Annotated in this window: 20 protein-coding genes; 15 read left to right on the top strand and 5 right to left on the bottom strand. The window is 57.0% G+C overall.

Annotated features, from left to right (window positions below):
- Nucleotides 1–31: 31 nt before the first annotated feature.
- Nucleotides 32–1,240 (bottom strand): multidrug efflux MFS transporter MdtH, encoded by a 1,209-nt coding sequence (mdtH, locus tag ABR39_RS23780; RefSeq protein ID WP_047349012.1) that lies wholly within the window; start codon nt 1,238–1,240, stop codon nt 32–34.
- A 236-nt stretch (nt 1,241–1,476) separates the two neighbouring features.
- On the opposite strand from mdtH, the gene rimJ reads away from it, so the two are divergent.
- The 4 genes from rimJ to murJ all read left to right on the top strand — a co-directional run bounded on the left by rimJ (nt 1,477) and on the right by murJ (nt 5,312).
- A complete protein-coding gene (rimJ, locus tag ABR39_RS23775; protein ID WP_008500822.1) occupies nt 1,477–2,061 on the top strand; it encodes a ribosomal protein S5-alanine N-acetyltransferase in 585 nt (194 codons plus the stop codon).
- Between the two features lie 9 nt (nt 2,062–2,070).
- Nucleotides 2,071–2,721, top strand: coding sequence for a YceH family protein (locus ABR39_RS23770; protein ID WP_047349011.1), 651 nt, complete (start codon nt 2,071–2,073; stop codon nt 2,719–2,721).
- A gap of 2 nt (nt 2,722–2,723) precedes the next feature.
- Nucleotides 2,724–3,647: a Gfo/Idh/MocA family protein gene (locus tag ABR39_RS23765; protein WP_047349010.1), complete on the top strand. Its 924-nt coding sequence runs from the start codon at nt 2,724–2,726 to the stop codon at nt 3,645–3,647.
- Between the two features lie 129 nt (nt 3,648–3,776).
- The gene (murJ, locus tag ABR39_RS23760; protein ID WP_047349009.1) at nt 3,777–5,312 is read left to right on the top strand and encodes a murein biosynthesis integral membrane protein MurJ; all 1,536 of its coding nucleotides are present in this window, start codon (nt 3,777–3,779) and stop codon (nt 5,310–5,312) included.
- A gap of 59 nt (nt 5,313–5,371) precedes the next feature.
- Here murJ and flgN read toward each other — a convergent pair whose 3' ends face one another.
- The 3 genes from flgN to flgA all read right to left on the bottom strand — a co-directional run bounded on the left by flgN (nt 5,372) and on the right by flgA (nt 6,848).
- On the bottom strand, nt 5,372–5,797 hold the full coding sequence (gene flgN / locus ABR39_RS23755) for a flagella biosynthesis chaperone FlgN (protein WP_008500818.1): 426 nt from the start codon (nt 5,795–5,797) through the stop codon (nt 5,372–5,374).
- A 4-nt stretch (nt 5,798–5,801) separates the two neighbouring features.
- A complete protein-coding gene (gene flgM, locus ABR39_RS23750) occupies nt 5,802–6,095 on the bottom strand; it encodes a flagellar biosynthesis anti-sigma factor FlgM (RefSeq protein WP_047349008.1) in 294 nt (97 codons plus the stop codon).
- A gap of 93 nt (nt 6,096–6,188) precedes the next feature.
- Nucleotides 6,189–6,848: a flagellar basal body P-ring formation chaperone FlgA gene (gene flgA / locus ABR39_RS23745; RefSeq protein WP_047349007.1), complete on the bottom strand. Its 660-nt coding sequence runs from the start codon at nt 6,846–6,848 to the stop codon at nt 6,189–6,191.
- Between the two features lie 157 nt (nt 6,849–7,005).
- On the opposite strand from flgA, the gene flgB reads away from it, so the two are divergent.
- The 11 genes from flgB to flgL all read left to right on the top strand — a co-directional run bounded on the left by flgB (nt 7,006) and on the right by flgL (nt 16,902).
- On the top strand, nt 7,006–7,422 hold the full coding sequence (gene flgB, locus ABR39_RS23740) for a flagellar basal body rod protein FlgB (RefSeq protein ID WP_047349006.1): 417 nt from the start codon (nt 7,006–7,008) through the stop codon (nt 7,420–7,422).
- A 3-nt stretch (nt 7,423–7,425) separates the two neighbouring features.
- Nucleotides 7,426–7,830 (top strand): flagellar basal body rod protein FlgC, encoded by a 405-nt coding sequence (flgC, locus tag ABR39_RS23735; protein WP_008500814.1) that lies wholly within the window; start codon nt 7,426–7,428, stop codon nt 7,828–7,830.
- Nucleotides 7,831–7,841: 11 nt separating this feature from the next.
- Nucleotides 7,842–8,552: a flagellar hook assembly protein FlgD gene (flgD, locus tag ABR39_RS23730; protein WP_047349005.1), complete on the top strand. Its 711-nt coding sequence runs from the start codon at nt 7,842–7,844 to the stop codon at nt 8,550–8,552.
- A 26-nt stretch (nt 8,553–8,578) separates the two neighbouring features.
- On the top strand, nt 8,579–9,829 hold the full coding sequence (gene flgE, locus ABR39_RS23725; protein ID WP_047349004.1) for a flagellar hook protein FlgE: 1,251 nt from the start codon (nt 8,579–8,581) through the stop codon (nt 9,827–9,829).
- Nucleotides 9,830–9,849: 20 nt separating this feature from the next.
- On the top strand, nt 9,850–10,605 hold the full coding sequence (locus ABR39_RS23720) for a flagellar basal body rod protein FlgF (RefSeq protein ID WP_029740347.1): 756 nt from the start codon (nt 9,850–9,852) through the stop codon (nt 10,603–10,605).
- Nucleotides 10,606–10,616: 11 nt separating this feature from the next.
- Nucleotides 10,617–11,399 carry a flagellar basal-body rod protein FlgG gene (gene flgG, locus ABR39_RS23715; RefSeq protein WP_008500810.1) on the top strand — a complete coding sequence of 261 codons (783 nt, stop codon included), beginning with the start codon at nt 10,617–10,619 and terminating at the stop codon, nt 11,397–11,399.
- 57 nt (nt 11,400–11,456) lie between these two features.
- Nucleotides 11,457–12,155, top strand: a complete 699-nt coding sequence (gene flgH / locus ABR39_RS23710) for a flagellar basal body L-ring protein FlgH (protein ID WP_023335267.1) — start codon at nt 11,457–11,459, stop codon at nt 12,153–12,155.
- A gap of 12 nt (nt 12,156–12,167) precedes the next feature.
- Nucleotides 12,168–13,265, top strand: coding sequence for a flagellar basal body P-ring protein FlgI (locus ABR39_RS23705; protein WP_029740346.1), 1,098 nt, complete (start codon nt 12,168–12,170; stop codon nt 13,263–13,265).
- On the top strand, nt 13,265–14,218 hold the full coding sequence (gene flgJ / locus ABR39_RS23700; protein ID WP_047349003.1) for a flagellar assembly peptidoglycan hydrolase FlgJ: 954 nt from the start codon (nt 13,265–13,267) through the stop codon (nt 14,216–14,218). Before ABR39_RS23705 ends, flgJ begins: the two co-directional genes overlap by 1 nt.
- A 75-nt stretch (nt 14,219–14,293) precedes the next feature.
- Complete coding sequence (gene flgK, locus ABR39_RS23695; RefSeq protein WP_047349002.1) at nt 14,294–15,934, top strand: flagellar hook-associated protein FlgK; 1,641 nt, start codon at nt 14,294–14,296, stop codon at nt 15,932–15,934.
- 14 nt (nt 15,935–15,948) lie between these two features.
- Entirely contained in the window at nt 15,949–16,902 is a 954-nt protein-coding gene (gene flgL / locus ABR39_RS23690; RefSeq protein ID WP_047349001.1) for a flagellar hook-associated protein FlgL, read from the top strand.
- Nucleotides 16,903–16,977: 75 nt separating this feature from the next.
- On the opposite strand, the gene ABR39_RS23685 is transcribed toward flgL, so the two are convergent.
- Nucleotides 16,978–18,192 carry an MFS transporter gene (locus ABR39_RS23685; protein ID WP_047349000.1) on the bottom strand — a complete coding sequence of 405 codons (1,215 nt, stop codon included), beginning with the start codon at nt 18,190–18,192 and terminating at the stop codon, nt 16,978–16,980.
- Between the last annotated feature and the right edge of the window lie 86 nt (nt 18,193–18,278).

The raw sequence follows: 18,278 nt of genomic DNA, 5'->3' as shown, positions 1-18,278 counted from the left end.
GGGCGGGAGAGGTTCCCGCCCGAGGGAAAGGCTATGCGCCGGGTTCGAGCATGCCGCTCGCGCTGCGTTTCGGGCTGAACTGCCACCACAGGGCAAGGAGCGTCATAAAGCCCACCGCGCCGAGCATCATCCAGGGGAGCTCGGGTTGATGTAACGCTTTACCGGCATCAAACAACCAGCCGCCGCCGGCGTAACCTAATGCGCCACCGAGGGCCAGCCCCAGCCGGCTGAACCCCATATAGCTGCCGCGGGCGCGTGCATCCGCGAGCGAGGCGCTCAGCGTTTCACGGGCAGGTTCGGCGATGATAGAGCCGATATAGAACGTGCAAATCAGCGTAAACAGCTGCTGAAGTGAGTTCACCAGGCCGATCGGCATCATGCTGAGCGTCATCAGGAACAGGCCAGCCATCAGGCGATGTTCCAGACGAAAACGCCGTTCGCTCCAGCGGGCAATCGGATAGAGCAGCGTCAGGGAAAGTGCGGCTTCAATGGCGTACATCCACTTAACGGCAGCAGGGGTACCCGCAATGTCGTTGACCATGATCGGCAGCATCAGCATGACCTGCACAGCAAGCATGTAATACCCCGTCAGGGTCAGTACGTAGGTGACAAAACGCTTGTCGCGCAGGACGCGGCCAAGTCCTTCCCGGACCGGTGCTTTAACCGTCGACAGCTTCCACGCCGGCAGGAACAGACCATTAAACAGGGCGCACAGGATAAAGAGCACCGCGCCAGCCGCACAGACCAGGCGGAAGTCATACTGCAGCAGCCAGCTTCCCAACAGCGCGCCGATAACCGCCCCGGCACTGTCCTGCATCATCAGGATCGAGAAGAAACGGCCGCGATGCTGCGGGCGAATCAATTTCACCACCAGCGCGGTGCGCGGCGGATCGAACAGGGTGCCTCCGATACCGGAGAGGAAGCAGGAGAACCAGAGCAGCCAGGGCTCCTGGGCAATCGCCATCGTGGCAAAGCCTGCCGCGCGGAGCAGCATGCCGGTGACGATCATCGGTTTAGCACCAAAGCGGTCAGCGATGGCACCGCCAAATACGCCCAGGCCTTGCTGAACAAACTGGCGTAGCCCCAGCGCGATACCGACCATCAGCGCCGCCCAGCCCATTTGATCGACGAAGCGAATCGAGATGAGGGGGAAAACGACGAAAAAGCCGAGCACGACCAGCATGTTATCGACCAGCAGGAAATATTTACCCAGGCTCCTGGCCTGTGATACGCGGGACATTTTCCCTCCAGGGAAAATAGGATGGTGAGCACGCTAACATTCTGCGGTGTCGCTGCGTTTTTTCCCACCCCTGCACGTGACAATATTTTTTTATCAAAAGCGCGCTTTGATAGAGAGTTCTCATCGAAAAATGTGAAAAGCGGGCAAAATGGTATGTCACTGTTTTCACAGACGGCACAGGCGCAGGTATAGTAAAGCTAATGGGTAAGCAGAAGTGACGGGAAGGAGTGGTATCGATGTTTGGCTATCGCAGTAATGTGCCAAAAGTGCGTCTGACAACGGACAGGCTGGTCGTTCGTCTGGTGCATGAGCGTGATGCCTGGCGTCTGGCGGATTATTACGCCGAGAATCGCCAGTTTTTAAAACCCTGGGAACCCGTTCGGGATGAGAGCCATTGTTACCCTTCCGGCTGGCAGGCGCGCCTCAGCATGATTACGGAATTTCACAAGCAGGGCAGCGCGTTTTATTTCGCGCTGCTGGATCCTGAAGAGAAAGAGATTATCGGGATCGCTAATTTTTCAAACGTGGTGCGCGGATCGTTTCACGCCTGTTACCTGGGCTACTCCATTGGCCAGAAATGGCAGGGGCAGGGGCTAATGTATGAGGCGCTGACGGTGGCGATCCGCTACATGCAACGCACGCAGCATATCCATCGCATTATGGCGAACTATATGCCGCATAATCAGCGCAGCGGGAATTTGCTGGCGCGTTTAGGGTTCGAGAAAGAGGGTTATGCCAAAGACTATCTGCTGATAGACGGAGAGTGGCGTGACCACGTACTGACGGCATTAACCACCCGGGACTGGACTGCAGGTCGTTAAGGAGAAAAGATGAAGTATCAGCTAAACGGTACAGAAGCGCGCGTGATTGGGTGCTTACTCGAAAAACAGGTCACCACGCCGGAGCAGTATCCGCTCTCCGTCAACGCCGTGACCATGGCCTGCAACCAGAAGACCAACCGCGAGCCGGTCATGAACCTGAGCGAGCATGACGTTCAGGACGTGCTGGATGCGCTGGTAAAACGCCACTATCTGCGCACCGTGAGCGGCTTCGGCAACCGCGTCACCAAATACGAACAGCGGTTTTGTAATTCCGAATTTGGCGACCTGAAGCTGAGCAGTGCGGAAGTGGCGGTCATCACCACGCTGTTGCTGCGAGGGGCGCAAACGCCGGGCGAGCTGCGCACGCGCGCCTCCCGCATGCATGAGTTCGCGGATATGCAGGAAGTTGAACAGGTCCTGGAAGGGCTGGCCACACGTGAAGACGGCCCTTACGTGGTGCGTCTGGCGCGTGAGCCGGGCAAGCGTGAAAGCCGCTATATGCATCTCTTCAGCGGCGAAATTGATATTTCAGTTAATTCCATCATCACCGATGTTCCTGATGGAAATGACGATTTGGCTGCCCGCGTGGACGCGCTGGAAGAAGAGGTCGCCGGGCTGAAACAGCGTCTGGATGCGTTGCTGGCACACCTGGGAGACTAACGGTGAAAAAATTACGTGTAGGCGTAGTAGGGCTGGGCGGTATCGCGCAAAAAGCCTGGCTACCGGTATTAGGTGCGGCGACGGACTGGACGCTTCAGGGGGCATGGTCGCCCACGCGCGAGAAGGCCGAGCGCATCTGCGAAACCTGGCGCATCCCGTATGCCGCCTCTCTGCAGGATCTGGCCCGCGAGTGCGATGCGGTCTTTGTTCATACCTCAACGGCAACCCACTATCAGGTGGTGAGCGAGCTGCTTAATGCCGGGGTTCACGTCTGCGTGGATAAACCGCTGGCTGAAAATGTTCAGGACGCGGAACGGCTGATTGAGCTGGCGGCGCGTAAAAACCTGACGCTGATGGTCGGTTTCAACCGCCGCTTCGCGCCGCTTTACCAGCAGCTGAAGGCGCAGTCCGGCACGCTTGCCTCGCTGCGCATGGATAAACACCGTACCGACAGCATTGGCCCAAACGATTTACGCTTCACGCTGCTGGATGACTATCTGCACGTTGTGGATACGGCGCTGTGGCTCGCAGGCGGCAATGCGCAGCTGCAAAGCGGGACGCTACTGACGAACGAACAGGGCGAGATGGTCTATGCCGAACATCACTTCGCAATTGAGCATCTGCAGGTAACGACCAGCATGCATCGTCGCGCGGGCAGCCAGCGCGAGTGCGTCCAGGCCGTCACCGACGGCGCGCTGTACGACATTACCGACATGCGGGCGTGGCGCGAGGAGAAGGGGAACGGCGTGGTGACGCTCCCGGCGCCCGGCTGGCAGAGTACCCTGGAGCAGCGCGGTTTTGCAGGATGCGCCCGCCACTTTATTACCTGCGTGCAAAATCAGACGGTTCCTGAAACGTCCGGCGAGCAGGCCATTATGGCGCAGCGCATTGTGGAACGGCTCTGGCGCGAAGCCATGAGTGAATAACTCGCTGTAACATCTGCGGATAGTAATTCGTTGAAATCGGGTTAGACTAAGCGCCGCTTGTTGGCTTTGCCGGGTGGCGCTTTCGCTTACCCGGCCTACAAATCCGTATGGTTCTGGAAATTCACGTTAATGAACTTATTAAAATCGCTGGCAGCCGTCAGCTCGATGACCATGTTCTCCCGCGTGCTTGGTTTTGCGCGTGATGCTATTGTGGCAAGGGTCTTTGGTGCAGGGATGGCAACGGACGCCTTTTTCGTCGCGTTTAAATTGCCGAACCTCCTGCGCCGTATTTTTGCTGAAGGGGCGTTTTCCCAGGCGTTCGTTCCTATCCTTGCAGAATATAAAAGCAAGCAGGGTGAAGACGCGACGCGCGTATTTGTTTCGTATGTCTCCGGGTTGCTGACGCTGGCCCTGGCCGTGGTAACCGTCATCGGGATGCTGGCCGCGCCATGGGTAATAATGGTGACCGCGCCCGGTTTTGCCGATACGGCAGATAAATTTGCCCTGACCTCGCAGCTGCTGCGTATTACTTTCCCCTATATTTTGCTAATCTCGCTGGCCTCGCTGGTGGGAGCCATCCTGAATACCTGGAACCGCTTCTCTGTCCCGGCGTTTGCGCCGACGTTTCTTAACGTCAGCATGATCGGTTTTGCTCTGTTCGCCGCGCCGCACTTCAACCCGCCGGTGCTGGCGCTGGCCTGGGCGGTTACCGTAGGCGGGGTGCTGCAGCTGGCCTATCAGCTGCCGCATCTGAAAAAAATTGGCATGCTGGTGCTGCCGCGCATTAATTTCAAAGATGCCGGGGCGATGCGCGTCATTAAGCAGATGGGGCCCGCCATTCTTGGCGTCTCCGTCAGCCAGATCTCGCTTATCATCAACACCATCTTTGCCTCATTCCTCGTGTCCGGCTCGGTTTCCTGGATGTACTACGCAGACCGTCTGATGGAGTTTCCGTCCGGGGTGCTGGGCGTGGCGCTGGGGACCATCCTGCTGCCGTCGCTGTCGAAAAGTTTTGCCAGCGGCAATCATGATGAGTATTGCCGCCTGATGGACTGGGGTTTACGTCTCTGCTTCCTGCTGGCCCTGCCAAGCGCAGTGGCGCTGGGCATTCTGGCCAAACCGCTGACGGTGTCGCTCTTCCAGTACGGGAAATTCACCGCGTTTGATGCCGCCATGACGCAGCGCGCGCTGATTGCCTACTCGGTTGGGTTGATGGGGCTGATCGTCGTCAAGGTGCTGGCACCGGGCTTCTACTCGCGTCAGGACATCAAAACGCCGGTGAAAATTGCCATTGTGACGCTGATTATGACGCAGCTGATGAACCTCGCGTTTATTGGCCCGCTGAAGCATGCAGGTCTGTCATTATCGATTGGTCTGGCGGCCTGTCTGAATGCCGGGCTGCTGTACTGGCAGCTGCGCAAGCAGGATATTTTCACGCCGCAGCCGGGCTGGGGAAGCTTCCTCGTACGTCTGATTGTTGCGGTACTGGTGATGTCTGCCGCGTTACTTGGCATGCTGCACGTGATGCCGGAGTGGTCCCTGGGCACCATGCCCTACCGTCTGATGCGGCTGATGGCCGTGGTGGGCGTCGGGGTGGTGGCTTACTTTGCCACGCTCGCCCTGCTGGGCTTCAAGGTGAAAGAGTTTGCCCGCCGTACGGCATAAACGCCAAAAGGGGAGTTCACCTTATGGTGCTCCCCGCTGCATGATTTGTCGCTTATGCTTCAAATCGAAATCTTTTTAACACCCGCAATGCGCGCAGTCGCTGTCTGACCATCCGCACCGTACAGTCCGGTTTCTTTATGCGGTTTCAACACCTCAAGCGCCTGCTGATTACGCTCTATCTGACCTTCCAGTAGCCAGCCGTTGTGCTGGTTGAGATCGCGCAGGTGCTGAGTTTTTTCAGTAATGGTCTGCCAGCGCTCAATAATATCGTCATTGGCGCTGCGCTTAGGATCTTGCTCAGCGCGGCGCTGCTGCTCCAGATAATCCAGCGTCGCCAGAAGCGAACTTTTGTCTTCAGTAATACGCTGCAGCGCGCTGCCGTTGATGTGACCGGAAGAGAGATGCTGCTGTTCAGCGTCCATTACCGTTTTCAGGTCGTTCAGGACAACCGTCATTTGATCCAGTATTTCTGACAGTCGACTCATACGCTTAGTTACTCTGTAAGAAACTCTGTGCTTCCTGAATCAGGGCATCAGCGATCTTGCTGGTATCCATTTTCAGTTCACCGTTACGAATAGCCGTTTTCAGCGCTTCAACACGTTCCATGTTGATATCGTTGCTGCCCGGCTGCATCAGTTTTGCCTGAGCGTCGCTCAGGGTCACGCTGGTGCTGTTGGCCGTTGACGGTTTCTCCAGACGCGCTTTTTGCGGAGCAGCGTCATTCGTTTCGCGAGGCTGTACAGCGCTTACCGGCTTCAGGGCTGATGTACGATCAATGCTCATAGTGTTGTCCTCATCGAGGGTTCGCGGCGTTTGCGCCTGACATCATCATTAGTTGAATATTTATCGGCAAGCGCCGCGAAATCTTTAAAAAGATTATAGGTTAATCAGAATATTCCCATCAGCATCGACGGTTCCGCTCACCACCTGGCCTGAAGACATTCTGACGCGGGCGTTTTGCGCCACCGCGGCATTGTTTAATGCTTTCCCTTCACTGTTGATGCTAAAGCCCTCTCCGTTGGCCACGACCATCACCTGCTGGCCCGCTTTTACCCGCCATGCCTGACGTAGCATTGAGAGCTGTATCGGCTGGCCGGGCGCCACATCGCGCAGGCTGACGGCATCCTGTGCCTGATTTATTTCGAGCATGGTTCGTGGAGGCAGCTGATCCAGACGCCCGCGTTTCAGCGTCACGCTGTTTGCCTGCAGCACGCTGCCGCGCGCAATGGGCACGGCGGCGACAACATAATTGCCCGTCGCCTGAACTGCAACCTGTAAATAGCGTTTTTCATTGGCGCAGCGTGCCAGCACGTTCACATTTCCCCACAGCTTTGTGAACCCCACCACGCTGAATGACGGCTGATCACACGTCGGGTACAGATTCGGTGGCGTGCGCACGCTAACGGTAACGTCATCGCTAAAGCCTGCCAGTTTTTCAGCAAAAAAGGTCGTTAACTGCTCCTGTAAACCCTCAGCCTGCACCAGAGGGCTAAACAGCAAGAAAGTCGCCACCAGGCCACGTTTTAACGTTTGCATCGCAAGTTCCACCGTTTCCAGAGTTGAGTGAATTCTACCTGCAGTGGTTTTGCATCAACGGAATAAATAGCGACGCATTTTGCGCTTATTCCGTCGATAGGGGAGACCGGGTGAGATTTAAGCTGTGAACTGAAATTTTGCCATCAGCGGAGGAGACATGCTCGATAAACTCGACGCCGCGTTACGTTTTCAGCAGGAAGCGCTCAATTTACGCGCCCAGCGGCAGGAGGTTTTAGCCGCCAACATCGCTAACGCCGATACGCCGGGGTATCAGGCGCGCGATATTGATTTTTCCAGTGAGCTCAAAAAGGTGATGGAGCGTGGACGTGCCGAAGGAACGGGTGTTGCACTCGCCATGACATCCTCTCGCCATATTCCTGCTCAGGCGATGACCGCGCCAGCGACCGATTTACTTTATCGCATTCCCGATCAGCCCTCACTCGACGGTAACACCGTGGATATGGACCGGGAGCGTACACAGTTTGCCGATAACAGCCTGAAATACCAGACGGGCCTGACCGTACTCGGCGGACAAATCAAAGGCATGATGAACGTCCTGCAGGGGGGCAACTGATAGATGGCCTTGCTGAATATTTTTGATATCGCCGGTTCGGCGTTAACCGCTCAATCCAAACGTCTGAACGTGGCCGCCAGTAACCTGGCGAACGCCGACAGCGTGACCGGACCTGACGGGCAGCCTTACCGTGCCAAACAGGTTGTCTTTCAGGTCGATGCTGCGCCAGGCGCGGCGACGGGCGGCGTGAAGGTTTCGGATGTGGTAGAGAGCCAGGCACCGGACAGGCTGGTGTATGAGCCAGGTAACCCGCTCGCGGATGCCAGCGGATACGTGAAAATGCCAAACGTGGATGTGGTGGGTGAGATGGTGAACTCCATGTCGGCTTCCCGTAGCTACCAGGCCAACGTCGAAGTGCTTAATACCGTGAAGAGCATGATGCTCAAAACACTCACTCTCGGCCAGTAAAGGAGACATGCATGTCCATCGCCGTAAATGTGAATGATCCTACGAACTCGGGTGTTAATAACACGAACAGTTCGACAGGTTCTAACTCCCTGACGGGGAGTAACGCCGCCGACCTTCAGGGCAGCTTTCTGACGCTGCTGGTGGCTCAGCTTAAGAACCAGGACCCGACTAACCCAATGCAGAACAACGAACTGACCACGCAGCTTGCGCAGATCAGTACCGTGAGCGGCATTGAGAAACTGAACACCACCCTCGGGTCCGTCTCTGGACAGATTAACAGCGCCCAGTCTCTGCAGGCGGCAAGCCTGATTGGTCACGGGGTGATGATCCCGGGTACCACGATCCTGGCGGGCACCAGCACCACCGATGGCAACGCCACCACGACCACCACGCCGTTTGGCGTTGAACTGCAGCAGCCGGCTGACAAAGTGACCGCGACGATCACCGACTCAACCGGCGCGGTGGTTCGCACCATCGAAATTGGTGAACTGAAGGCAGGCGTTCACACCTTTACCTGGGATGGCACCCTGACCGACGGCACCAAAGCGCCGAACGGTTCCTACAAAGTGGCAATCAGCGCCAGCAAAGGGACAACCCAGCTGGTGGCACAGCCGCTGCAGTTCGCGCTGGTCCAGGGCGTAATTAAAGGTAGCGACGGCAACAAACTGGATTTGGGTACCTCTGGTACCACCACACTCGACGAAGTTCGGCAGATTATCTAAGCCTTAACACTTATCAGGAGTAAGTCATGGCCTTTTCTCAAGCGGTCAGCGGCCTGAATGCTGCGGCCACCAACCTGGACGTCATTGGCAACAACATCGCCAACTCCGCGACCTATGGTTTTAAATCCGGTTCTGCTTCCTTTGCAGACATGTTTGCCGGTTCCAAAGTCGGCCTCGGCGTGAAGGTCGCAGGCATCACTCAGGACTTTACCGACGGTACTACTACCAATACCGGTCGCGGTCTGGACGTAGCCATTAGCCAGAACGGTTTCTTCCGTATGGTCGATTCCAACGGTTCTGTATTCTACAGCCGTAACGGCCAGTTCAAGCTGGACGAAAACCGTACGCTGGTGAACATGCAGGGTATGCAGGTAACAGGCTATCCGGCAGCAGGCACCCCTCCGACGATTCAGACCGGTGCGAACCCTCAGGCTATCACCATTCCGAATACGCTGATGTCGGCGAAAGCCACTACTACCGCGGCGCAGCAGATCAACCTGAACTCAACCGATCCTGTGCAAACTGCTCCGTTCGATGCGACCAACTCGGATACCTATAACAAAAAAGGTACCGTGACCGTCTTCGACAGCCAGGGTAACGCCCATAATATGTATGTCTACTACGTGAAGACTGCTGACAATAAATGGGATCTTTACACTCAGGACGGCAGCGTAGCTGGTTCTACCGCGACGAAAGCGGCGCAGATGAACTTCGATGCGAACGGTAACCTGGCGGGCGTTTACAACTACAACGCTGCGGGTGTACTGAGTGCAACGCCAAACGCCACGCCGGCCATTAACATCACCACCGGCTCTGTCGGCGGTGCGACGGCGGCGACCTTCTCCCTCAGCTTCCAGAATTCCATGCAGCAGAACACCGGCGCGAACAGCGTTGTGAATACCACGCAGAATGGCTACAAGCCTGGCGATCTGGTGAGCTACGAGATCAACGACGATGGCACCGTGGTAGGAAACTACTCCAACGAACAGTCTCAGGTTCTCGGTCAGATCGTGCTGGCAAACTTCGCCAACAACGAAGGCCTGAAATCGGAAGGCGATAACGTCTGGTCTGCCACCCAGTCATCCGGCGTGGCGCTGCTGGGTACAGCGGGCACCGGTAACTTCGGCAAGCTGACCAACGGCGCGCTGGAAGCTTCCAACGTGGATATGAGTAAAGAACTGGTGAACATGATCGTCGCGCAGCGTAACTATCAGTCGAACGCGCAGACCATCAAAACCCAGGACCAGATCCTCAACACGCTGGTTAACCTGCGTTAAGCGGCTAACAGGAAAGCGCAATGGATCACGCAATATATACCGCGATGGGCGCGGCAAGCCAGACGCTCAATCAGCAGGCCGTTACCGCCAGCAACCTGGCAAACGCCTCTACGCCGGGCTTTCGCGCGCAGCTTAATGCGCTGCGAGCTGTCCCGGTGGAAGGGCTCTCCCTGCCGACCCGTACGCTGGTCACCGCATCGACCCCTGGCGCAGATATGACGCCAGGGCAGATGGATTACACCTCACGCCCGCTGGATGTTGCTCTGCAGCAGGACGGCTGGCTGGCGGTGCAAACGGCGGACGGCAGCGAAGGCTATACCCGTAACGGGAATATCCAGGTGAGCGCGACGGGCCAGTTAACGATTCAGGGACACCCGGTAATGGGTGAAGCGGGTCCGCTGACCGTGCCGGAAGGCTCGGAGCTGACTATCGCCGCGGACGGCACCATTTCGGCGCTGAACCCGGGCGATCCGGCCAATACCGTTGCGCCCGTCGGACGTCTGAAGCTGGTTAAAGCGGAAGGTAAAGACGTACAGCGTGGCGACGACGGCATGTTCCGTCTGACCCAGGCGGCTCAGGCGACGCGTGGTGCCACGCTACAGGCCGATCCGAGCATTCGCGTGATGTCGGGCGTGCTGGAAGGCAGCAACGTTAAGCCGGTCGCCGCCATGAGCGACATGATCGCCAGCGCCCGTCGTTTTGAAATGCAGATGAAGATCATCAGCAGCGTGGATGAAAACGCGGGCAAGGCTAACCAACTTCTGGCTATGAGTTAACAGGACTCCTTATGATCAGTTCTTTATGGATCGCGAAAACTGGCCTGGACGCCCAGCAAACCAATATGGACGTGATTGCCAACAACCTGGCAAACGTGAGCACCAATGGTTTCAAGCGTCAGCGCGCCGTTTTCGAAGATTTGCTTTATCAAACCATCCGCCAGCCGGGGGCGCAGTCTTCTGAACAGACGACGCTGCCGTCGGGCCTGCAGATCGGTACCGGCGTTCGTCCGGTAGCCACCGAGCGTCTGCACAGCCAGGGCAACCTGTCTCAGACCAACAACAGCAAAGACGTGGCGATCAAAGGCCAGGGCTTCTTCCAGGTGCAACTGCCTGACGGGACCTCTGCCTATACCCGCGACGGCTCGTTCCAGGTCGATCAGAACGGCCAGCTGGTGACGGCGGGCGGCTTCCAGGTTCAACCTGCGATCACCATTCCGGCGAACGCCCTGAGCATCACCATCGGACGTGACGGCGTGGTCAGCGTGACTCAGCAGGGACAGGCCGCACCTGTTCAGGTTGGACAGCTCAACCTGACCACCTTCATGAACGATACCGGTCTGGAAAGCATTGGTGAGAACCTTTATACCGAAACGCAATCCTCCGGCACGCCAAATGAGAGCACCCCGGGCCTTAACGGCGCGGGCCTGCTGTATCAGGGCTATGTTGAAACCTCCAACGTGAACGTCGCGGAAGAACTGGTGAATATGATCCAGGTCCAGCGCGCGTATGAAATTAACAGTAAAGCAGTGTCGACGACCGATCAGATGCTGCAGAAACTGACGCAACTCTAAGGTGTAGTCCGGTGCGGTAAACGCCGCACCGGCTCCCTGTTTTCGAAGATGAAGGCAATGCAAAAAAACGCGGCGTTTCGTTATCCGATACTGACTGTTCTGGCTGTCACCCTCAGCGGGTGTGCTTTGATCCCGTCTAAACCATTGGTCCAGGGTGCGACGACTGCCCAACCCGTTCCTGGCCCAGCGCCAGTGGTAAACGGCTCCATTTTCCAGACCGCGCAGCCGATTAATTACGGTTATCAGCCGCTGTTTGAAGATCGCCGCCCGCGTAATGTCGGCGATACATTGACCATTGTGCTGCAGGAAAACGTTAGTGCGAGCAAAAGCTCGTCGGCGAATGCCAGCCGCGATGGCAAAACGAATTTTGGCTTCGATACCGTACCGCGCTATCTGCAGGGCCTGTTCGGCAATGCGCGTGCTGATGTCGATGCCTCTGGCGGCAATACCTTTAACGGTAAAGGCGGCGCGAACGCCAGCAATACCTTCAGCGGCACGCTGACGGTCACGGTTGACCAGGTGCTGGTTAACGGCAACTTACACGTTGTGGGTGAAAAACAGATCGCCATCAACCAGGGCACTGAATTCATTCGTTTCTCGGGCGTGGTTAACCCTCGCACCATCAGCGGCACCAACACCGTTCCGTCCACCCAGGTGGCGGATGCGCGCATTGAGTACGTCGGTAACGGCTATATCAATGAAGCGCAAAATATGGGTTGGCTGCAGCGCTTCTTCCTTAATTTATCGCCGATGTAAGCGAGGTGACCCATGTTTAAATCGATCTTCGCCGTGGCGCTCGCGCTGGTGGCAACCTTTGCCCAGGCTGACCGTATTCGCGATCTCACCAGCGTCCAGGGCGTACGTGAGAACTCGCTGATTGGCTATGGCCTGGTAGTGGGGCTGGATGGTACCGGTGACCAGACGACCCAGACGCCCTTCACGACCCAAAGCCTGAACAACATGCTCTCCCAGCTCGGCATTACCGTGCCGGCGGGAACCAACATGCAGCTGAAAAACGTGGCCGCGGTGATGGTCACCGCGTCCTACCCGGCGTTCGCGCGTCAGGGGCAGACCATTGACGTGGTGGTTTCCTCAATGGGTAACGCCAAAAGCCTGCGCGGCGGTACGCTGCTGATGACCCCGCTGAAGGGCGTCGACAGCCAGGTGTATGCGCTGGCGCAGGGTAACATTCTGGTCGGCGGTGCGGGTGCATCCGCAGGCGGAAGCAGCGTGCAGGTGAATCAGCTTAACGGTGGACGTATCACCAACGGTGCGATCATTGAGCGTGAACTGCCGACCCAGTTTGGCGCGGGCAATACCATTAACCTGCAGCTCAATAATGAAGACTTCACGATGGCGCAGCAAATTGCCGATACCATCAATCGCAGCCGCGGCTACGGTAATGCAACGGCGCTGGATGCGCGCACCGTGCAGATCCGTACCTCCACGGGCAGCAGCAACCAGGTGCGCATGCTGGCAGATATCCAGAATATGGAAGTGAACGTTCCGGTACAGGATGCCAAGGTGATCATCAACTCCCGTACCGGCTCGGTCGTGATGAACCGGGAAGTGTCGCTGGACAGCTGTGCCGTGGCGCAGGGTAACCTCTCCGTGACGGTTAACCGCTCCGCGAACGTGAGCCAGCCGAACACGCCATTTGGTGGCGGTCAGACCGTGGTGACACCGCAAACGCAGATTGATATGCGCCAGAGCGGCGGGTCACTGCAGAGCGTTCGCTCCAGCGCCAACCTGAACAGCGTGGTGCGCGCCCTGAACGCCCTGGGGGCAACGCCGATGGACCTGATGTCCATCCTGCAATCCATGCAAAGCGCGGGCTGCCTGCGCGCCAAACTGGAAATCATCTAATGCTGACCGATAGCAAACTGTTGACCAGTGCAGCCTGGGATGCCCAGTCGCTCAACGAACTGAAAACCAAAGCAGGCAAAGACCCGGCGGCGAATATCCGCCCGGTCGCCCGCCAGGTGGAGGGGATGTTTGTACAGATGATGCTGAAAAGCATGCGTGAAACCCTGCCGAAAGACGGGATGTTCAGCAGTGATTCAACGCGTCTCTACACCAGCATGTATGACCAGCAGATTGCGCAGCAGATGACCGCCGGAAAAGGCCTCGGTCTGGCTGACATGATTGTGAAACAGACCGAAGCCGCGCAGGGTATTCAGCCTCAGGATCGGCCGGAGCAGGTGCCTATGAAGTTCGACCTGGAAACGGTGACCAGTTATCAGAACCAGGCCCTGACGCAAATGGTGCGTAAAGCCATACCTAAAGCGACGGACAGTGGCGATGAGCCGCTCTCGGGTGACAGCAAAGACTTCCTGGCGCAGCTTTCTCTGCCTGCGCGCCTTGCCAGCCAGCAGAGCGGCGTGCCGCATCACCTGATTCTGGCACAGGCCGCGCTGGAGTCGGGCTGGGGTCAGCGCCAGATCCGCAAGGAAAACGGTGAGCCGAGCTTCAACATCTTCGGCGTGAAAGCCACTTCCAGCTGGAAAGGGCCGACGACGGAGATCACCACCACCGAGTACGAGAACGGTGCGGCGGTGAAGGTCAAAGCAAAATTCCGCGTCTACAGCTCTTATCTGGAAGCGTTGTCCGATTATGTGGGGCTGCTGAGCCGCAATCCGCGCTATACCGCCGTTACGCAGGCGGCGACGGCGGAGCAGGGGGCGCAGGCTCTGCAAAACGCGGGCTACGCGACCGACCCAAACTATGCGCGCAAGCTCACCAGCATGATCCAGCAGCTGAAATCCATGGGCGAGAAGGTCAGCAAAGCCTATAGCACAGATATTGAAAATCTGTTCTGAAAGTTCTCAAGTCCCGGTGGAGGTTGCCGATAACCTTCATCAGGACTCGTGTCTGAACGTATAAAAGGAACCCCCATGTCCAGTTTGATTAACAGCGCCATGAGTGGCCTCAGTGCTGCGCAGTCGGCACTCAATACCGTCAGTAATAATATTTCAAGCTACAACGTGGCAGGTTATACCCGCCAGACGACCGTGCTGGGTGCCTCAAACAGCACGCTGACCGGCGGTGGCTGGGTGGGTAACGGGGTGTATGTCTCCGGTGTCCAGCGTGAGTATGACGCTTTCATTACCAACCAGCTGCGCGCCGCGCAGACGCAGAGCAGCGGTCTGACGACGCGCTATCAGCAGATGTCAAAAATCGACGATGTGCTCTCTGATACCACCAACTCGCTCTCCACCACGCTGCAGGACTTCTTCAAGAGCCTGCAAACCCTGGTGAGCAACGCCGAAGACCCGGCAGCACGTCAGACGGTGCTGGGGAAAGCGGGTGGTCTGGTGAATCAGTTTAAGACCAACGATCAGTATCTCCGTGACCAGGATGCGCAGGTTAATACCGCCATCTCAAGCAGCGTGTCTCAGATCAACAACTACGCGACGCAGATTGCGAATCTGAACGATCAGATCTCCCGTCTGACCGGCGTTGGCGCGGGCGCGTCACCTAACGATCTGCTTGACCAGCGCGATCAGCTCGTGACTGAACTGAACAAAATCGTGGGTGTGGAAGTCTCCGTACAGGATAGCGGCACGTTTAATATCTCTCTCGGTAACGGTTACAGCCTGGTGCAGGGCAGCAAAGCCAGCCAGCTGGCGGCCGTGAAGTCCAGCGCCGATCCGGCTCGTACTACCATCGCCTATGTCGATGACGTGGCGGGCAATATTGAGATCCCGGAGAAATTTATCACCACCGGTTCTTTAGGCGGTTTACTGACCTTCCGTGCTGAAGATCTGGATAAAGCCCGTAACAGCCTGAACCAAATGGCACTGGCCTTTGCCGATGCGATGAACACGCAGCACGAAGCCGGTTTTGATGCTAACGGTGATGCTGGCGGTAAGCTGTTCGACTTTGGTTCTCCGGCAGTGCTGTCCAACAGCAAGAATGGCGGTTCCGCTGTTGTCACGGCGTCTGTGGCGGACAGTAAACAAGTTCAGGCGACAGATTATAAGCTGCAATTTAACGGCACCGACTGGACCATCACCCGCACGTCAGACAAAACCAGCTTTACGATGACCCCGGACGCCAGCGGCAATCTGTCGTTTGATGGCCTTAACGTTAATGTGAGCGGCACGGCAAATACCAAAGACAGTTTTACCGTGAAGCCTGTTTCTAACGTCATCATGAACATGGATCTGGCGATCAGCGACGAGTCCAAACTGGCGATGGCGTCGGTGCAGAACGGCGGTGAAAGCGACAACCGTAACGGTCAGAAGCTGCTCGATCTGCAAAACGCTAAAGTGGTGGGTGGCAACAAAACCTTCAACGATGCGTATGCCTCTCTCGTCAGTACCGTCGGTAGCTCAACGGCGTCACTGAAGGTGAGTAGCCAGACGAAAGCCAACGTGGAAACACAGTTAATCAAGCAGCAGCAGACCATCTCTGGGGTAAACCTCGACGAAGAGTATGGCAATTTGCAGCGTTATCAGCAGTACTACCTGGCCAATGCGCAGGTTCTACAAACTGCCAGTACGCTCTTCGATGCAATTATCAACATTCGTTAAGGTTGAGGTGAAAAATGCGTATTAGCACCCAGATGATGTACGAGCAGAACATGCGTGGGATCACCGATTCCCAGAGCAGATGGCTGAGCTACGGTGAGCAGATGTCCACCGGCAAGCGCGTCAATCGTCCGTCGGACGATCCTATTGCCGCTTCGCAGGCCATCGTTTTGTCGCAATCTCAGTCGCAGAACAGCCAGTTCGCCCTCGCGCGTACCTTTGCAACGCAAAAGGTTTCGCTGGAAGATAGCGTGTTAACCCAGGTTAACACCGCGATCTCAAGCGTGCGCGAGAAGCTGGTTTACGCCTCGAACGGCACGCTGAGCGATGACGACCGTCTTTCTCTGGCGACCGATCTTCAGGGGATCCGCGATCAGCTGATGAACCTGGCCAACACGACGGATGGCAATGGTCGCTTTATTTTCGCGGGATACAAAACCGAGAGCGCACCGTTTGATGCCGCGACCGGGGATTACAACGGTGGTACTGAGGCCATCACGCAGCAGGTCGATACGGCGCGAAATATGGCGATTAGCCATACCGGTCAGCAGATTTTTAACAGCATTACCAGTAATGCGGAAGAGCTGCCGGGCGGTGGATATGGCGAAACAAACATGTTCAAAATCCTTGATACGGCCATTGCGTCGCTGAAGACGCCGATTGCGAACGATCCGGCTGCCGCAACGGCGCAAAGCCAGGTGATTGCCAACGCGCAAATCGGCATTAAGAACGCCCAGAACAATGTCCTGACGGTTGTTGCGGATGTGGGAACCAAGATGAACGAGCTGGAAAAACTCGATACGCTGGGTGATGACCGCGCGCTGGGTCAGACCAAGCAGATGAGCGATCTGGTTGACGTCGACTGGAACGAAGCGATTTCCTCTTACACCATGCAGCAGGCGGCCCTGCAGGCCTCTTATAAAGCGTTTAGCGATATGCAGGGTATGTCCCTGTTCCAGCTGAACAAATAACATCTTGACCTCTTAGAGCATGTCTTGAAACTGGGCATGTTTTACTGCCCAATCCGTCTGGATTGGGCATTTTTTTTATGCGGCTTCTGCTGGTGCAGAGGCAACGCGTGCACTTTCAATCAGACGGATGGCCAGCGCAATGACGCCACAGACCGTCGCCAGCGCGACCACGCCCGTCCAGCCAGCCAGCGAGTAGATATTGCTGCCTAACGCTGAACCCAGCGCCATCCCGATAAACACCACCGTAAAGAGCAGGGCATTCAGGCGACCACGCGCCTGCGGCTCAAGGCTGTATACCAGGTTCTGATGGGCGACCAGGCTGGACTGCAGGCCCAGATCGAACCCGACGGCGGAGAGGGCGATCAAAACCAGCTGTCCATGGACCCCCAGCGTGGGCATCAGGAACATCAGGGCGAAGGAGACGGTGACCAGGACTGCACCAAGCTGCGTGACTTTTCCCGCACCCAGTTTGTCCGCCAGACCCCCTGCCAGCGGAGCAGCTAGCGCACCGGCGGCACCTGCAATACCAAAGCCTCCCGCTACGGCACTACCAAGGTGATAACGTTCCAGCAGCATGACCGCAAGGGTAGACCAGAAGGCGCTGAAGGCAATCGACAGAAAACCCTGAGCCAGCGCGGCGCGGCGCAGTGCCGGGTACCGACGCCACAGATGTTCCATCGAGCGCATCAGCGCGGGATAGCTCAGCGTGGAGTGAATGGCAAAACGGGGAAGCACAAACCACATCATTACCCCGATGAACGCAATGCTCGCCGCCGCCAGCTGGTACATGACGCGCCAGCCAAATGCCTCGCCCACCACGCCGCTCACGGTTCTTGATAATAATATGCCCAGCAGCAGCCCGGTCATTACCGTGCCCACGGTTTTCCCCTGTTTGCCTTCCGGGGCAAGGATTGCCGCGGCGGGGACGATATCCTGCGCCATGGTGGCGGCCATGCCTATGAGCAGGCTTGCCAGCAGCAGAGAATGAAGCTGCCCGGTCAGGCTACAGCCGAGAAGAAATAGCGCCAGCGCGGCACTTTTAATCAGGATTAACGTCCTGCGATCGTGGCGATCGCCCAGCGGAAGCAGGAAGAGAATGCCGAGCGCGTAGCCTGCCTGAGTCAAGGTGGGTACCAGCCCCATGCCTTCAATGCTCAGATGAAGATCGGCGCCCATCAGCGGCAGAAGGGGCTGCGCGTAGTAGATTGATGCCACGCTGAAACCAGCCCCCAGGGCCAGCATAAAAATCACCCAGCGGCTTGCAGCGTGGGGAGTGGTTGTTGTGTTCATACGTTGTTCCTCATTCGTCGTGTGAGGCTATTTTTTATCAGTACGCCTTGCGGCGGTAGCGGGCCCGGTGGTAAAACGCTTATACG

It is taken from the genome of Enterobacter genomosp. O (genome assembly GCF_001022965.1).
Taxonomy (GTDB): Bacteria; Pseudomonadota; Gammaproteobacteria; order Enterobacterales; family Enterobacteriaceae; genus Enterobacter; species Enterobacter cloacae_L.
This window is presented reverse-complemented; position numbering and strand designations above follow the sequence as displayed.

Excerpts from the sequence above, each read along its gene's own strand:
- mdtH (WP_047349012.1), bottom strand. The coding sequence starts at position 1,240 with ATGTCCCGCGTATCACAGGCCAGGAGCCTGGGTAAATATTTCCTGCTG.
- rimJ (WP_008500822.1), top strand. The coding sequence starts at position 1,477 with ATGTTTGGCTATCGCAGTAATGTGCCAAAAGTGCGTCTGACAACGGAC.
- ABR39_RS23770 (WP_047349011.1), top strand. The coding sequence starts at position 2,071 with ATGAAGTATCAGCTAAACGGTACAGAAGCGCGCGTGATTGGGTGCTTA.
- murJ (WP_047349009.1), top strand. The coding sequence starts at position 3,777 with ATGAACTTATTAAAATCGCTGGCAGCCGTCAGCTCGATGACCATGTTC.
- flgN (WP_008500818.1), bottom strand. The coding sequence starts at position 5,797 with ATGAGTCGACTGTCAGAAATACTGGATCAAATGACGGTTGTCCTGAAC.
- flgM (WP_047349008.1), bottom strand. The coding sequence starts at position 6,095 with ATGAGCATTGATCGTACATCAGCCCTGAAGCCGGTAAGCGCTGTACAG.
- flgA (WP_047349007.1), bottom strand. The coding sequence starts at position 6,848 with ATGCAAACGTTAAAACGTGGCCTGGTGGCGACTTTCTTGCTGTTTAGC.
- flgB (WP_047349006.1), top strand. The coding sequence starts at position 7,006 with ATGCTCGATAAACTCGACGCCGCGTTACGTTTTCAGCAGGAAGCGCTC.
- flgC (WP_008500814.1), top strand. The coding sequence starts at position 7,426 with ATGGCCTTGCTGAATATTTTTGATATCGCCGGTTCGGCGTTAACCGCT.
- flgD (WP_047349005.1), top strand. The coding sequence starts at position 7,842 with ATGTCCATCGCCGTAAATGTGAATGATCCTACGAACTCGGGTGTTAAT.
- flgE (WP_047349004.1), top strand. The coding sequence starts at position 8,579 with ATGGCCTTTTCTCAAGCGGTCAGCGGCCTGAATGCTGCGGCCACCAAC.
- ABR39_RS23720 (WP_029740347.1), top strand. The coding sequence starts at position 9,850 with ATGGATCACGCAATATATACCGCGATGGGCGCGGCAAGCCAGACGCTC.
- flgG (WP_008500810.1), top strand. The coding sequence starts at position 10,617 with ATGATCAGTTCTTTATGGATCGCGAAAACTGGCCTGGACGCCCAGCAA.
- flgH (WP_023335267.1), top strand. The coding sequence starts at position 11,457 with ATGCAAAAAAACGCGGCGTTTCGTTATCCGATACTGACTGTTCTGGCT.
- ABR39_RS23705 (WP_029740346.1), top strand. The coding sequence starts at position 12,168 with ATGTTTAAATCGATCTTCGCCGTGGCGCTCGCGCTGGTGGCAACCTTT.
- flgJ (WP_047349003.1), top strand. The coding sequence starts at position 13,265 with ATGCTGACCGATAGCAAACTGTTGACCAGTGCAGCCTGGGATGCCCAG.
- flgK (WP_047349002.1), top strand. The coding sequence starts at position 14,294 with ATGTCCAGTTTGATTAACAGCGCCATGAGTGGCCTCAGTGCTGCGCAG.
- flgL (WP_047349001.1), top strand. The coding sequence starts at position 15,949 with ATGCGTATTAGCACCCAGATGATGTACGAGCAGAACATGCGTGGGATC.
- ABR39_RS23685 (WP_047349000.1), bottom strand. The coding sequence starts at position 18,192 with ATGAACACAACAACCACTCCCCACGCTGCAAGCCGCTGGGTGATTTTT.